The 15596-nt window shown below is 36.1% G+C and carries 10 protein-coding genes; all 10 read left to right on the top strand.

Annotation, left to right across the window (positions count from 1 at the left end; all coding sequences use genetic code 11):
- The first annotated feature begins 222 nt into the window (after nt 1-222).
- A complete protein-coding gene (locus BM305_RS05065; protein WP_092559616.1) occupies nt 223-726 on the top strand; it encodes a MarR family winged helix-turn-helix transcriptional regulator in 504 nt (167 codons plus the stop codon).
- Nucleotides 710-2950, top strand: a complete 2241-nt coding sequence (locus BM305_RS05060; RefSeq protein WP_092559615.1) for an ABC transporter ATP-binding protein — start codon at nt 710-712, stop codon at nt 2948-2950. The genes BM305_RS05065 and BM305_RS05060 overlap by 17 nt, the downstream gene beginning before the upstream one ends.
- Before the next feature lie 55 nt (nt 2951-3005).
- Complete coding sequence (locus BM305_RS05055) at nt 3006-4823, top strand: ABC transporter ATP-binding protein (protein WP_242940470.1); 1818 nt, start codon at nt 3006-3008, stop codon at nt 4821-4823.
- Between the two features lie 116 nt (nt 4824-4939).
- The gene (locus BM305_RS05050) at nt 4940-5827 is read left to right on the top strand and encodes a hypothetical protein (RefSeq protein ID WP_092559613.1); all 888 of its coding nucleotides are present in this window, start codon (nt 4940-4942) and stop codon (nt 5825-5827) included.
- 81 nt (nt 5828-5908) lie between these two features.
- Entirely contained in the window at nt 5909-7672 is a 1764-nt protein-coding gene (locus tag BM305_RS05045; RefSeq protein ID WP_242940461.1) for a cache domain-containing sensor histidine kinase, read from the top strand.
- Complete coding sequence (locus BM305_RS05040) at nt 7672-9234, top strand: response regulator transcription factor (protein ID WP_242940460.1); 1563 nt, start codon at nt 7672-7674, stop codon at nt 9232-9234. The genes BM305_RS05045 and BM305_RS05040 overlap by 1 nt, the downstream gene beginning before the upstream one ends.
- Before the next feature lie 136 nt (nt 9235-9370).
- A complete protein-coding gene (locus tag BM305_RS05035) occupies nt 9371-10717 on the top strand; it encodes an ABC transporter substrate-binding protein (protein WP_092559612.1) in 1347 nt (448 codons plus the stop codon).
- 78 nt (nt 10718-10795) lie between these two features.
- A complete protein-coding gene (locus tag BM305_RS05030) occupies nt 10796-11713 on the top strand; it encodes a carbohydrate ABC transporter permease (RefSeq protein ID WP_092559611.1) in 918 nt (305 codons plus the stop codon).
- On the top strand, nt 11683-12528 hold the full coding sequence (locus tag BM305_RS05025) for a carbohydrate ABC transporter permease (protein WP_092559610.1): 846 nt from the start codon (nt 11683-11685) through the stop codon (nt 12526-12528). Before BM305_RS05030 ends, BM305_RS05025 begins: the two co-directional genes overlap by 31 nt.
- Before the next feature lie 4 nt (nt 12529-12532).
- Nucleotides 12533-15589, top strand: a complete 3057-nt coding sequence (locus BM305_RS05020; RefSeq protein WP_242940459.1) for a beta-galactosidase, LacZ type — start codon at nt 12533-12535, stop codon at nt 15587-15589.
- Nucleotides 15590-15596: the final 7 nt, after the last annotated feature.

The raw sequence follows: 15596 nt of genomic DNA, 5'->3' as shown, positions 1-15596 counted from the left end.
TAATTTATTCTCAGTATATGAGAGTAAATTGATTTTGTGTCAGTCAAATGGTAACACTAAATATTAAAAAAGTCAATTTTTGCAAAGATAAAAAAAGTATAAACCAGGTATTAAATTTCTTAACACAAAAATAGCTAATTGACAAAAAATTATTAATAGGATAAAATAAGTTCACTTGCTCAACTGTTAACCAAGTAAACTATTTAAAAGAAAGGACATGAAATGGTGAAGGAATTCATAAAAAGATACGTTACTGTATTACATCGTTTTCGAAATATTGCAAAAAAAATGAAATCCGCCCATTTGCCTCATGTAGAGTTTGTTACATTATCTTGTATTCAGGAAATGGTGGAGCAAAATACAAAGACAGAACCTAATTTGCCTGGAGTCAAAATCTCTGATATTACAAAGAGGATGGATGCTACAAAACCAGCGATTTCAAAGAAAATACGTTCACTAGAGGAAAAAGAATATGTGAAACGGGTTTCTGATAAAAAAGACAAGAGAGTAGTGTATCTTACTGTAACAGAAGAAGGACGGAAAGCTTTGGAGGAGTCAAAAAAGGAAATTACTGATTTTCTTACAGTAGTATTTCAGAAAATGGGGAGTGAAGATGTGGAACAGTTGCTTCACTTAAATGAAAAGCTTGTAGACCTGATAATAGAAGAATTAGGTGATATTGAGGAGAAAGAAAGGGAGAGCGCAGAATATGAGAAATATCATTAAGTATTTATCAAAGCATTATATTCCGGTCATTGCAATTGTGGCTTTGCTTGTCATTCAGGCTATCTGTGATTTGAAATTGCCAGAATATACTTCAGATGTTGTAAATGTAGGAATCCAGCAGAGTGGAATTGAAGAGGTGTCCCCTGATGTGATGAGAGAAGAGAGTTTGCAGTTAATGTATCCTTTTCTAGCAGAGGACAATTTGACATTGATTCAGAATTGTTATCAAAAAGTGGAATTATCTAGTTTAACTGAACAAGGGAGAAAGGAATTTCTAAAACAATATCCTCTAGCTGATTCTATGGTAGTTTATGAATTTAATGGAACAGAAGAGGAGAGAGAAAAAGCAGGTTTGGTGATTGCTAAGGTATATGCCCTTATCAGTAGTTTGTCAAAAACGGAGGGTGCGCTAGAAGGAGTTTTAAACGGAACAGCAGAGCAGCGAATTGCCATGTACCAGAAAACCGATGAAGGATTTTCTAATTATTCCGCCTCTATGATAAATACAATTGGAGCAGCTTTTGCAAAAAGTGAGTATGAGGCACTTGGGAGGGATATTGGGAAAATTCAAACCAGCTATATTTTAAGGACGGGAGCAAAAATGCTGGGAGTATCCTTCGGAGCCATGTTTATTATAATCATTGTCAGTTTAATAGCAGCAAGAGTAGCAGCAAGCATAGGGAAAAATCTGCGTACCTCTTTGTTCAAGAAGGTTGTATCCTTTTCCAACACGGAAATGGACCGCTTTTCAACTGCTTCTCTGATAACACGGAGTACCAATGATATTCAGCAGGTGCAGATGGTAGCTGTGCTTCTGCTGCGTATGGTAGTGTATGCACCAATTTTAGGAATAGGCGGTATTATTAAAGTAGTGCATACCAATACATCTATGTCATGGATTATTTTTGTTGCGGTGGCAGCAATTCTGGCAGTTGTACTTATTTTATTTAAAGTTGCCATGCCAAAGTTCAAAATGATGCAAAGCTTAGTTGACAGAGTCAATTTAGTATCAAGAGAAATCTTGACTGGTCTTTCTGTTATCCGGGCATTTGGAACAGAAAAGCATGAGGAGAAAAGATTTGATGGGGCAAATCAGGATTTGACAAAAACGATGCTGTTTACCAATCGGGTGATGTCGTTTATGATGCCATTTATGTTTTTAATTATGAATTGTGTGATGATCTTAATTGTGTGGTACGGAGGAAAGGGCATTGAACTGGGAGAGTTACAGGTTGGAGATATGATTGCCTTTATGACTTATACCATGCAGATTGTAATGTCATTTTTAATGCTTACCATGGTTTCTATTTTTCTTCCAAGGGCAGCTATTTCCGCTACCCGTATTGATGAAGTGTTAATGACAGACCTTACAATTATGGAACCAGAAAGTCCAAAAAAAATATCGGATGCAAACGGGAAAAAGGGACTGATTGAATTTGAAAATGTATCGTTCCGGTATCCAAATGCAGATGAAGATGCGCTTGAAAATATTACGTTTACGGCACTGCCTGGCAAGACTACAGCATTTATTGGAAGTACAGGAAGTGGTAAATCTACGTTAGTAAATCTGATACCACGTTTTTATGATGTTACAAAAGGCAGCGTTAAAGTGGATGGAATCGATGTGAGAGAAATAACACAGAAAGAACTACATGATAAGCTGGGGTATGTTCCACAAAAAGCAATTTTGTTTTCTGGAACCATAGATTCAAATCTTCGTTATGGAAAAGAAGATGCAACAGAAGAAGAAATAAAGAAGGCAGCAGCCATTGCACAGTCAGCGGACTTTATAGAGGAAAAGGAAAATAAATATTTTAGCTCTATTGCACAAGGCGGCAGCAATGTTTCTGGTGGACAGAAGCAAAGACTTTCTATTGCAAGGGCAATTGCGAAGAAACCAGAAATTTTTATATTTGATGATAGTTTTTCAGCTCTGGATTTTAAGACAGATGTAGCGCTTAGAAAGGCAATTCAGAAAGATTTAAAAGAGAGCACTGTCTTAATTGTTGCCCAGCGTATTAGTACGATTTTGAATGCAGACCAGATTATTGTATTAGACGAAGGTAAAATAGTGGGAATTGGTACCCATAAGCAGCTATTGGCAGCCAATGAGGTGTATCAGCAGATAGCAGCATCTCAGCTTTCACAAGCGGAGTTAAGTGGGGATTTAGATAGTAAAGAGGTGTTAGAATTAAAGAAAGGAGCTGATCAGAATGAACAATAATGACAATCCTAAGGTGTCAGATGCTTCCATAAAAAGAGGACCGAAAAGGGGACCCATGGGAGGCGGCCATGGACCAATGGGAGGAATGGTTCCTGGTGAAAAAGCAAAAGATTTCAAGGGAACTATGAAAAAATTAAATCGATATCTGGGAAAATATAAAATTCAGATGGTCATTGCGTTTATTTTTGCGATTTTCAGTACCACATTTAATATTTATGGTCCTAAAAAATTAGGAAATGCGACAACGGAAATTGCCAATGGATTCATTTCCAAAATGCAAGGTGGAAGTGGCATTAATTTCGATAAGATTTTAGATATTTTGATTTTTCTTGTAATTATATATTGTATTAGTGCGGTATTTGGTTTTGTACAGGGAATGATTATGACACAGGTTTCTCAGAAAACCTGCTATAATCTTAGAAAAGAACTTTCTGAAAAGATGAACCGACTGCCAATGAAGTATTACGACAGTACAACCAATGGTGAGATTCTTTCCAGAGTGACAAATGATATTGATACACTTGGACAGAGTCTGAATCAGAGTATCAGCCAGCTGATTACATCTGTTACAACCATAGTTGGTATTATCATTATGATGCTTTCTATTAGCCCAGTTATGACTTTGGTTACGTTGTTAATTTTACCTATTTCCATGGTTCTGATAATGTTTATTGTGAAGAAGTCCCAGAAGTACTTTAAAGAACAGCAGGAATATCTAGGGCATATTAATGGCCAGGTAGAAGAGGTTTATGGAGGTCACAGTGTAGTAAAGGTTTTTAATCATGAACAGCAGGTAATCAATGAGTTTGATAAAGTAAATGATGTTTTATATGGATCAGCATGGAAGTCTCAATTTTTATCAGGTTTGATGATGCCAATTATGAATTTTATTGGAAATTTAGGATATGTTGCAGTAGCTATTTTAGGAGGTTTTCTAGTTATAAAGGGGAAAATTCAGGTAGGTGATATACAGTCCTTTATTTCATATGTAAAAAGCTTTACCCAGCCAATTGGTCAGATTGCACAGGTTTCTAATATGCTGCAATCCACTTTAGCAGCTGCAGAGCGTGTATTTGAATTTTTGGAAGAAGAGGAAGAAGTTCAATTTGCTGAAAACCCTGTTTCTGTAGAGGATTTGGTGGGAGAAGTGCGATTTGAAAATGTGAATTTTGGGTATAATGAAGATAACATTATTATACATGATTTTAGCGTGGATATTAAGCAGGGGCAAAAGGTTGCAATTGTCGGGCCTACTGGAGCAGGTAAAACTACAATGGTGAAGCTTCTGATGCGTTTTTATGATGTGAATAACGGATCAATTAAAATCGACGGTAATGATTTACGTGATTTTAACCGGGGAGAATTAAGGAAGCTGTTTGGAATGGTGCTTCAGGATACTTGGCTGTTTAAAGGAAGCATTATGGAAAATATTCGTTATGGTAAATTAGATGCAACAGATGAAGAGGTAATTGCAGCAGCAAAAGCGGCCCATGCACATCATTTTATCCAGACGTTACCAGATGGATATAATATGGAACTAAATGAGGAGGCTACCAATGTATCCCAGGGGCAGAAACAGCTATTAACCATTGCCAGAGCAATTTTGGCGGATAATAAGATTTTGATTTTAGATGAAGCAACCAGTTCAGTAGATACCAGAACTGAGGTGCAGATTCAAAAGGCAATGGATCATTTAATGAAGGGAAGAACAAGTTTTGTAATTGCCCACAGACTATCCACCATTCGTGATGCTGATTTGATTTTAGTTATGAAGGACGGGGATATTGTAGAACAGGGAAATCACCAAGAACTTATGGCAAAAGGTGGATTCTATGCCCAGTTATATAACAGTCAGTTTGAAAAAACAGCATAGTATAAAGCTTGATTTGTTTCTTCTTTTTTCCACCATATTGTAACTTCCGGCGCTCTGTATTATAATGAATATATTCTATTAAAAAAGTGGAATGCATGAAGTTAGGAGAGAGTACTATGAAAAAAAATAAATATTTTAGTTTTTATATTGGTATGGTATGCTTAGCTGTTATACTGACTGCCTGTTCAAAGGATGGTCTTCAGAAACCAACTGTTGATGTAGATCAACCCAATGTTTCAACTGAAGAGGCAGATACCACAGATATTCCAGCAACGGAAGCAGTGGAGGCAGAAGAAGAGAATTTATTAACAGATTACTCTTCATTAACAGAGAAATTAGAGAGTGTTCCCTTTACGATACAAGATAAAGCACATAATATTTATTATGGAAGCATTGGTACAGAAGAAGTATATCTGGATATATGGTCAGATGTTGAGACCAATGAAGCTCAGATTGTATTAGTGAGTTCTTTTTATGCAGAACCGATTACGATGGAAACATCTATAGAAAATAATAGAATCATATATCAGGATACATCTTATTTTCTAGCACTGGCTGAAATAGAAGATTCATCTTTAACAGGTTTTTTTGCAGAGGAAGGTGGAGAGCCGCAGGAGGTAAGGGTTACTTTGAATCACATTAATAGTTCGCCAGATAAGGAACATTTGTATGCAATTGGTGAAAATGAGGATGTGGAAGAGTTTGCATTAAAAATTATAGATGCTGTAAATGCTGGAGATTTTCAGGCATTTGCTGATTATGTTGAATATCCGGTTGTTATTATGGCAGGAGATATTAAGGTTTCAGTTGATACAAAGGAGCAGCTGTTAGAGATTGGAATGGAAAAGGTCTTTACAGAAGGGTTACAGGAATGTATGATAAATGCCTATTCTAATCTAATGTTTAGTAATGAAGATGGAGTTATGGTTGGCACTGGTTCCAATAATATCTGGTTTACGGAAAATGAAAACGGTGAATATAAAATTATAGCAATTAACAATTAGTGTAGGGTAAAGGATATGTTGCAGGAAGCCTAATAAAGGGATGCAATATATCCTTTTCCTGTGCATGAGAGGAAAAACAGAATGAAAAAGACTTTAGTTGAGAAAATCAGAAAGTATCGGAAAACACTTTTGATTAAGCGGAAATTACTTTTTATTAATATGATAATAGCTATCCTTCCTGTAACTATATTTGGAATCTTAATGACAAAAGTGTACCGCGATACGGTAAATAAACGGACAAGGCAAAGTGTAGAGGATTCCAGTACTGTAATTGCGGATCGAATTACCAGGGTATTAAAGGATACAGAGAATTGCTCAAATTATTTAACAGTTAATATAAATAAAGTAATGGAAAACAAGGATATTAACAGGGAAATGTCACTGGCAGAGCAAAAAGCAATTACAAATGAGCTTTATGTAGCTAAAATTGTGTTTGATGAAATTGAATCCATTGCATTTATTAGTAATAACGGAACAGTATTTGTATCGGATAATACAATACAAATTAACATAAATGAAATTCTTCAATCTTCGCATTTGAAAAAGTTGAAGGAAACCAGTGGGAAGCCAATTTGGTTTCCTTGTGAAACAAGAAATTTTTTTGTACAAGATACCACAGAACCAGTGTTGTCATTAGGAAAAAAAGTAGTAAAGATTACCACAGGGGAAACATTAGGATATATATTTGTAAATGTGGACTTACGTGCCATTGGTACTATTTTATCAAATCAGTTAATTAATTACCGATTGGTGGATAAGAATGAAATGGTAATTAGTTCGGTTACCTCATCTGAGTATATAGATGAGGAAGAGGTAACAGAGCTTTTGAGGCAGGGAGAGATGGAACAGATAACGAGATATAATGGGAGAAGCTATTATATTTCCAATTATGAAATAGCAGATTATGGATGGAGTTTAGCAGGCGTAACAGATTTAAATGAATTTAGTGTAGAAGCAAAAAAATTGTTATATATGGCAATTATCATTATAATTGCAGTAATGGTGCTGGAAATTCTATTGTCCTACTATTTGTCTAAGATTATTACAAATCCTCTTCAAAAATTAAAAGCTGGAGCAGAGGAAATTGCAGGTGGAAATATGAATCTGCGGCTGGATTTTAAGAGTGAAGATGAAATAGGCCAATTAGGTAATAGCTTTAACTATATGACAGAGCAGGTGCAGGAATTACTTGTAAAGGTGGATTATGAAGCGGGGAAAAAGCAGGAATATGAGCTATCCCTGTTGCATGAACAGATAAAGCCTCACTTTTTGTATAATAGTCTGGATATTATTTTAAAGCTATCAGATATGAATCGGAACAGAGAAGCAAGAAGGGCAATTAGAAGGCTTGCTGATTACTATAGAAATTCCCTTTCAGATAGTAAAAAGATTATCACTATTAGCAGAGAAGTTAAAATTGTAGAGGATTATTTAGAATTGCAGCGAATCCGCTATCAGGATATTTTTTCCTATGAGGTTGATCTGGATGAAAGTATTATGAATATGCTGATTCCTAAACTCACTTTGCAGCCTCTTATTGAAAATGCAATTTATCATGGGTTAAAATATAAAGAAGAAATGGGGCTATTGCGTGTTACTGGAAACAGGACAGAAAGAGGAATTGTGCTTTCTGTTGAAGATAATGGAGCAGGTATGAGTCCTGAAATCAGCCAGTCAATATTAACAAATCAGCCAGACGGGCATTTTGGAGTATATAGTGTAAATCATAGAATTAAGCTGTTTTTCGGAGAACAATACGGTATGGCAATACAAAGTAAAACAGGAGAAGGAACAATAATTAGTATATTACTTCCAGCAAAGGAAAGTATGGAGGATGGGAATTAATGATTAAGATAATGATTGTGGATGATATGCCCGTTTACAGAGAGTATCTGCGGAATTTCATTGATTGGAAGGCATATGGTTTTGAAGTGTGCTGTGAGGCGAAGGATGGACGAGAAGCTTTGGAGCAGTATGAACAACATCTGCCGGATATTGTACTGACGGATATAGTAATGCCGTATATGGATGGATTGGAACTTGCGGAAAAACTGCTTGGCGATAATGCCGATGTATCGGTTATACTAATAACGGGAAATAGTGAGTTTGAGTATGCAAGAAAAGCAGTTAAGCTAGGTGTTTGTGATTATATTGTAAAACCCTTTGAAAAAGAAGAACTGCTCATTGCATTGCTGAAATTACAGGATAATATCAGTCGTGTACTGGAACTTCAAAATGAACAAGATGAAGTAAAAAGGGAGAGGAGGGAACAGCAGCTTAGGCAGTATATTTATACACGGGATTTAAAGGATAAGGAAATAATGGACACCAAAGTTTCATTTCAATATCCTTATTTTCTGGTAACTACAGTCCGGATAAACTTGTACGAGAACAAAGTTGAATCGGAGGAAATAGTAAAGTGGAAACAGGTGTTGTCTTCCATGCTGCTGAATATGATTCAAATTAATGGAACCCAGGAGATTTTTAGTGATTTTGAAGGAAATATCGTTACAATTCTTAACTTTCAAGATAAGCAATCTATGGAAGAGTATGAGGGATTTGAATTTGAAGATATCATAAATATGACAAAAGAGCACATTGGTTTTGAAGTTTCCGTTGGAATCAGCGATTACTGTTATTCAGAAAATGAGTTAAGAGAGGCGTATTTTCAAACAATTCAAGCACTAAGTAATTCTTATATGGAGCATCATGGTAAAATATTAGATTATAAGAGAGAGAAACAGGATGGTAAAAGTGAATTTTATACATGGGATTTAATTGACGAAATTAATAACTGCTTAGAAATATTAAGTTATGAGCAAATTGAAAAAAGCATGATAGAAGAACTGGATCGGATTGGGGAATATGAAAATCCAGAATATGCTACTATGATTTATATGAGTCTGCTCAGCATTTTGTTTTCCTATTTAGTTAAGAAGGGGCGGAATATAGATGATATATTTGGGTATGGTTTTCATCCAAATACTATCCTGAATGAGGAAACATCTTATAAAAATAAAAGGAATTTCATTTTTAAATGCTATAAAGCAGCAATTGATTATCAGGTAAAGCACCAGGATACAAAGTCTCGTCAGATTGCTCAGCAGGCAAAAAGCTATATTGAAAGAAATTATGGAGATACAGAACTTTCCATCAGTGATATATCAAAAGAATTGTTAGTGAATCAGACCTATTTGAGGAAAATGTTTAAAGAGGAATATAAAATGACAATTAGTGAGTACATTACAAAGTATCGCATGGAGATGGCAAGAGAATTGATTAAGAGGGAAAATAAAAAACTTTCGTACATATCGTACAAAGTTGGCTATAATGATACCAGCTATTTCAGTAAATGTTTTAAGAAATACTTTGGCTACTTACCTAGTGATATTATAAATAGACAATAAATTTTGAAAAATACCAATGTTTTTTGGATATTCCGTAGTAATTATATGTAAAAAAGGGTATACTCATTTCATCAACAGCAATGCTGCTTTTAAGCAGTCAGGCAGATTTTTTACTTTATTACAAGGAGGAAATATTATGAAAAGAATTATGGCTTTTGCAATGAGTATTATTCTTTGCTTGTTTATGTTTATCGGATGTTCCAGTAAAACAGAGGATGAAACTACACCCGATACTACGTCACCATCAGAAACTACTACTGAGTCAGCTACAGAGACATTGCCAGAAGGCGTATTGTCAAATGAGGAAGCTACCTTGTCAATCTATGCACAATATTCAGATGACGATACAAAGGTACCTTATGATTATGCGGTAGAACAGTTGAAAACAGCCTATCCTAATGTAACTTTAAACTTAGAAGTCCAGGCACAGGATGATGGACAAAAACTTATGACCTATGCAGCAACAGGCAACTTGCCAGACATTTATCAGGTGGCTTTAGCGCAGATTGAAAATTTCAAACAATCTGGAAATATTATGGTGCTAAATGATGTTGCAGAAGCAACTGGATTTAAAGATAAAGTATTTGAAAGCGCACAGAATATTTTATATAACGAAGATGGAAATATTTATGCTTTTCCATATGCAGGAAACGAATATGTAATGTGGTATTATAATAAAGCAATTTTTGAAAAATACAATGTAGAGGTTCCAAAAACATTTGATGAATTATTAACAGCGATTGATACTTTTAACAGCAATGGTATTACACCAATGGCTATTTTTGGTTCAGAAGGCTGGATTACCTCTGCTATGTTTGATGTTCTTGCAACCAGATGGGATGCAGGTGGTATAGCAAAACTAGATAATGGAGAAGGCTCCGCCACAGAAGATGCCTATGTAAATGCAGCTAAAATGATGAATACCCTTGTAAAAGCAGGTATGTTCCAGGGAAGTGCACCTACAACAAATTATGATCAGGCATCTCAAATGTTTTTAAATGGTGAAGCAGCTATGTTCTTAAATGGACAATGGTATATGACAGATGCAACAACTGCACTAGGTCAGGATGTAGATTGGATGTACTATCCTTCTTATGATGAAGCTTCATACGAAGCTGGAAAAACGGCTTGGTCTGGTGGTGGTGCAGCAGCTGGTTATGCAGTGAACCCAGATTCTAAGCATGCTCAGCTTGCAGCAGAAGTAGCAGCTTTCTTATCAGAAAAGTATTGTGAAGCAAAAGTAATGTATCGTGGTACACCATTAGTTGCTCTAGATGTAGATGTTGAGCCACAGACAGAATTTCCAGCAATGATGCAGAAATTGCAGGCAGATCTGCCAGGTATCACAAGCATTACAAAATTCGACTGGCATTTATCCAATGCAACGTTTAAAACTGCTCTGGAGGATCAGACAAAATATTTATTAGTGAAAGATTACACACCAGAAGAAGTAATAAAAGAACTTGATAATTCTCTGAACTAGTTATGGAGCCGCCATACAAAGGCAATCCTGTGTATGGCGGCTCTAACTCTAATAAAATATAGAAATGAGGGCCATAAAGTGAAGAAATTTTATTCAAATAAGCTGGCAATTGTTCTTTTTGCATTTCCGGCACTATTGGTTTTTACTGTTATGGTATTTTATCCGATTGTGCAGGCGTTTGTAAAAAGTTTTTACGAATGGAATGGTCTGGGAAGCGGGACATTTATTGGTTTTGACAATTATACAAAACTGTTTGGAGATACTGTTTTTAAACTATCCAATAAAAATGCACTGATTTTTGCTTTGGTGATCACTGTTTTTCAAATGACATTAGCCAGTATTTTTGCTTTGGTTGTTTCCAACAAAAAGGTAAAGGGAAGAAATTTTCTACGGGTGGCGTATTTTATTCCTGTAGTGCTTTCTGTAACAGTAGTATGTCAATTATGGCTGGCAATCCTAAATGCCGATACTGGATTGTTAAATGCAATTTTTAAAGCGCTTGGTATCAATTATGAACAAAACTGGTTATCAGACAGGCACCATGCTATTTATGTCATTGCGTTTGTTAATGCATGGCAGTGGATGGGGTATCAGTTTGCATTAATGATGGCAGGTATTAAATCCATTCCCAATGATTATTATGAAGCAGCAAGAATTGATGGAGCATCGACTTTGCAGGCTCATTCCAAGGTTACAATTCCTTTATTAAAAGAAACTTATAAGATTTGTCTTACTATATCACTAACAGGCGGTGTTAAAGCATTTACAGAAATGTTTATTATGACAAAAGGGGGACCAGGTAATGCAACCTATACCCTTACCTACTTAATGTATAAAGCAGCCTTTCGTGAATACCGGTACGGATATGGTATGGCTTCCGCCAGTATTTTGGTAATTCAGTGTTTAGTTATTATTTTGGTTATTAATTGGCTGTTTCGTGATAAAGAAGATAGGAGGGAAAGCAGATGGAGCAAAAAAACTGGACAGGTAAAATAGGAAAAGTATTATTTCGTGCATTTTGTTGGTTTTACGCAGGAATATCGCTATATCCTGTAATATGGCTGATTTTTTATTCATTCAAAAATAACAGTGAAATATTTGTCACAAATCCATTTGGAGTTCCCACTATACTCCACTGGGAAAATTACCAAAAAGCATGGTCTCAATATAATGTACCAATGTATTTTACTAATAGCTTGATCGTTTCGATTATAACTGTAATTCTCACCATTATTTTAGCATTATTATTCTCCTATGCTACAGCACGTATGCAGTGGAAAGGAAGAAATACAGCAAAAATTTATATGTCTTTAGGAATGTTCATACCAATTCAAGCTATACTGATTCCAGTTGCCAAACTGGTGAATGGATTAGGGCTGGATAGTACAAGAACAGGTTTAATATTAGTTTATACAGCAATCAACCTTTCCTTTGCAACACTGGTGTATTATGGTTCATTAAAGGCACTGCCAGTTGAACTAGAAGAGGCGGCATGTATGGATGGAGCGAATATTTTTGTCTGCTTTTTCCGCATTATTGTGCCACTGGTAAAGCCAGCAACTGCTACTCTTGTTATTTATATATTCTTAAATGCATGGAATGAATTTAATCTGGCAAATGTATTAGTAGTACAGGAAAGATTAAAGACATTACCATTAGGTTTGTTGTTTTTACAGGGAGCCTTTACAACTGACTGGGGTGCAATGGGAGCAACTATGGTAATTGCAAGCTTGCCAACAATTATTTTATATTGTATATTTAGTAAAAAGGTTGAAGGCGCAATGACAATTGGCGGAGCAGTGAAAGGATAAATGTATGGATGTTAAAATGAATCAAAGGGCAGCTAAGGCAGACTTGGCGTGGCTGGAGAATCCAGCTGTATTTTCAGTGAATACAATACCACCACATTCAGACCATTGGTTTTATGAAAAGGAATGTCAGGCTTTATGCCAAAGTGAAATGCCATTAAAACAAAGCTTAAATGGTAGGTGGTTATTTCATTATGCGGAAAATCCAGAATCCCGCAAGGAGCATTTTTATGAAATGGATAATTCCTGCGATGATTTTTCTAGTATTCAGGTCCCTTCTCATATTCAGTTGGAAGGGTATGATTATTGTCACTATACCAACAAAATATATCCATGGGATGGTCAGGAGGAACTTCTTCCACCAAATATTTCATGGAAGTATAATCCTGTTGGAAGTTATGTCAAATACTTTGAGTTAGCAGAGAATTTGAAAGGGAAAAAAATATTTTTGTCCTTTCAAGGAGTTGAGACAGCATTTTATGTCTGGCTCAATGGAGAATTTATTGGATATGCTGAGGATTCCTTTACACCATCGGAATTTGATATTACGGAATATATCATAGAGGGAACCAATAAGCTTTGTGTGGAAGTCTACAAAAGAAGCAGTGCAAGTTGGATTGAAGACCAAGATTTTTGGAGATTTTCAGGTATTTTTAGAGAAGTATATTTATATGCAGTACCAGAGCTTCATATTTTTGATGTATTTATTAAAACAAAATTAAACAGCGATTATAAAAGCGGAATATTAGAGATAGATCTTCAAACAAAAGGAAATTTAAAAGGAAGCATGTCAGCGAAGCTGCTAGACAGTCAGAACAGGACAGTTGCTGTACTGGAACATATAAGTACACAGCCAGAAATGAACCTTAAAATAGAAGTAAACCAAATCCAGACATGGAGTGCAGAGGAGCCTTATTTATATCTTCTGCTTTTATACTGCAAGGATGACAGCGGAAACTTAATTGAGGTAGTTCCTCAAAAGGTAGGGTTTCGTTCATTTGAACTGCGGGATAAAATAATGTATTTAAATGGTAAGAGAATTGTATTTAAAGGAGTTAACCGTCATGAATTTAGTCCGTCCAGAGGGCGGGCAGTTACGAAAAAGGAAATGATTTGGGATATAAAATTCTGCAAAAGGAATAACATAAATGCAGTAAGGACTTCTCATTATCCTAACCAAAGTGAATGGTACAGATTGTGTGATGAATATGGAATATATCTGATTGACGAGACAAATTTGGAGAGTCATGGATCCTGGCAGAGAACAGATGGAACTGTTCCTAAATGGGTTGTCCCAGGGGATCTGGAGGAGTGGCGGGAAAATGTATTAAGTCGTGCCAATGCCATGCTTCAACGAGATAAAAACCACCCTTCGATTTTGATTTGGTCTTGTGGAAATGAATCATATGGAGGAAAAGATATTTATGCTATGTCACAATTGTTTCGTCAAAAGGACCCGGGCAGACTGGTTCATTATGAAGGAGTATTTTGGGATAGAACCTATAATGAAACAAGTGATATGGAAAGCAGAATGTATGCAAAACCTCATGAAATAGAAGAGTATCTGTTACAGGATCCACAAAAGCCTTATATTAGCTGTGAATATATGCATGCTATGGGTAATTCTTGTGGTGGAATGTTGAAATATACAGCTTTAGAGGAAAAGTATCCCATGTATCAAGGGGGATTTATATGGGATTATATTGACCAGGTGATTTTACGAGAAGGGAAATCAGGAAATAACGTGTTTGCCTATGGAGGAGACTTTATGGATCGTCCGTCAGACTATAATTTCTGTGCCAATGGCATTGTATATGCAGACCGCACTCCATCTCCAAAGGCGCAGGAAGTGAAGTTTCTTTACCAAAATGTAAAAATAATGCCAGATGAAAAGGGAGTACGGATACAGAACCAAAATCTTTTTATTTCAACGGATCATTATATAATGGAATGCCAGGTTTTTCGAAATGGAGAACCAATTTATTTTACCAGTGGAGTAGTATCGGTAGAACCACAGAAGGAGCAGTGGATTCCCATTGATTACCCACATTTTAACTCTGAAGGAGAATATGTATATCGGGTTTCTCTGCATTTACGAGAAGATACATTATGGGAGTCAAAGGGATATGAAACAGCTTATGGTGAATATTGCTGTAAGACTTTTAGCAAGGAAAAAGTGAAACAGCTAGAAAACGCTTTACCAAAGGTAGAACTGATAAGAGGTGATGGAAATTATGGAATCCGTTCAGGTGATCTTTCTATCCTCTTTTCTGTATCAGAGGGTGGAATTGTTTCAATAAAAAAGGCAGGCAAGGAGCTAGTCAGCCGTGCTGGCAAACCCGTATACTGGCGGGCTTCAACGGATAATGACAGAGGAAACAGTATTAGCTTTGATGCAGCTCAATGGGGCCTGGCTTCAAAATATCAAAAAGTAACTAACTTTACCGTTGATACAATAGGCAATTGCCATCAGTTCAGCTACACTTTTTTAACACCAACCAATCCTGGTACCTTATCAAAGGTTATTTATACCGTTGATCAAACCTGTAATATACGGGTGCAGATGAAATATTTCGGGAAGGAAGGGTTAACAGTTCTTCCTCTTTATGGAATGGAATTTAAAATGGTGCCTGATTTAAAATGGTTCAGCTGGTATGGTATGGGGCCTGATGAAAATTATGTGGATCGTTCTGCTGGTGCAAGACTTGGCAAATATGAAATGAGAGTAATGGATAATTTGTCCAGATATATTGTGCCACAGGAATGTGGCAATCGAACAGGCGTAAGATGTGCAAAGGTATATGATGCTTCAGGATGTGGAGTAGAGATTACGATGGTAAAGCAGCCGTTTGAACTAAGTGTGCTGCCTTATAGCACAGTGGATTTGGAAAATGCCATGCATATAGAAGAACTGCCGCCAGTTAAAAACACATATGTGAGGATTGCGGCAAAACAAATGGGAGTTGGTGGTGATGACAGCTGGGGCGCTCCTGTTCATCCAGAATACTGTATTTCGGGTGAAGAGGACATAGAATTTGAATTTATGTTATCTATAATAAGCTGACAGGAGG

The organism is Anaeromicropila populeti, from assembly GCF_900112775.1.
Lineage (GTDB): Bacteria > Bacillota > Clostridia > Lachnospirales > Lachnospiraceae > Anaeromicropila_A > Anaeromicropila_A populeti.
This window is presented reverse-complemented; position numbering and strand designations above follow the sequence as displayed.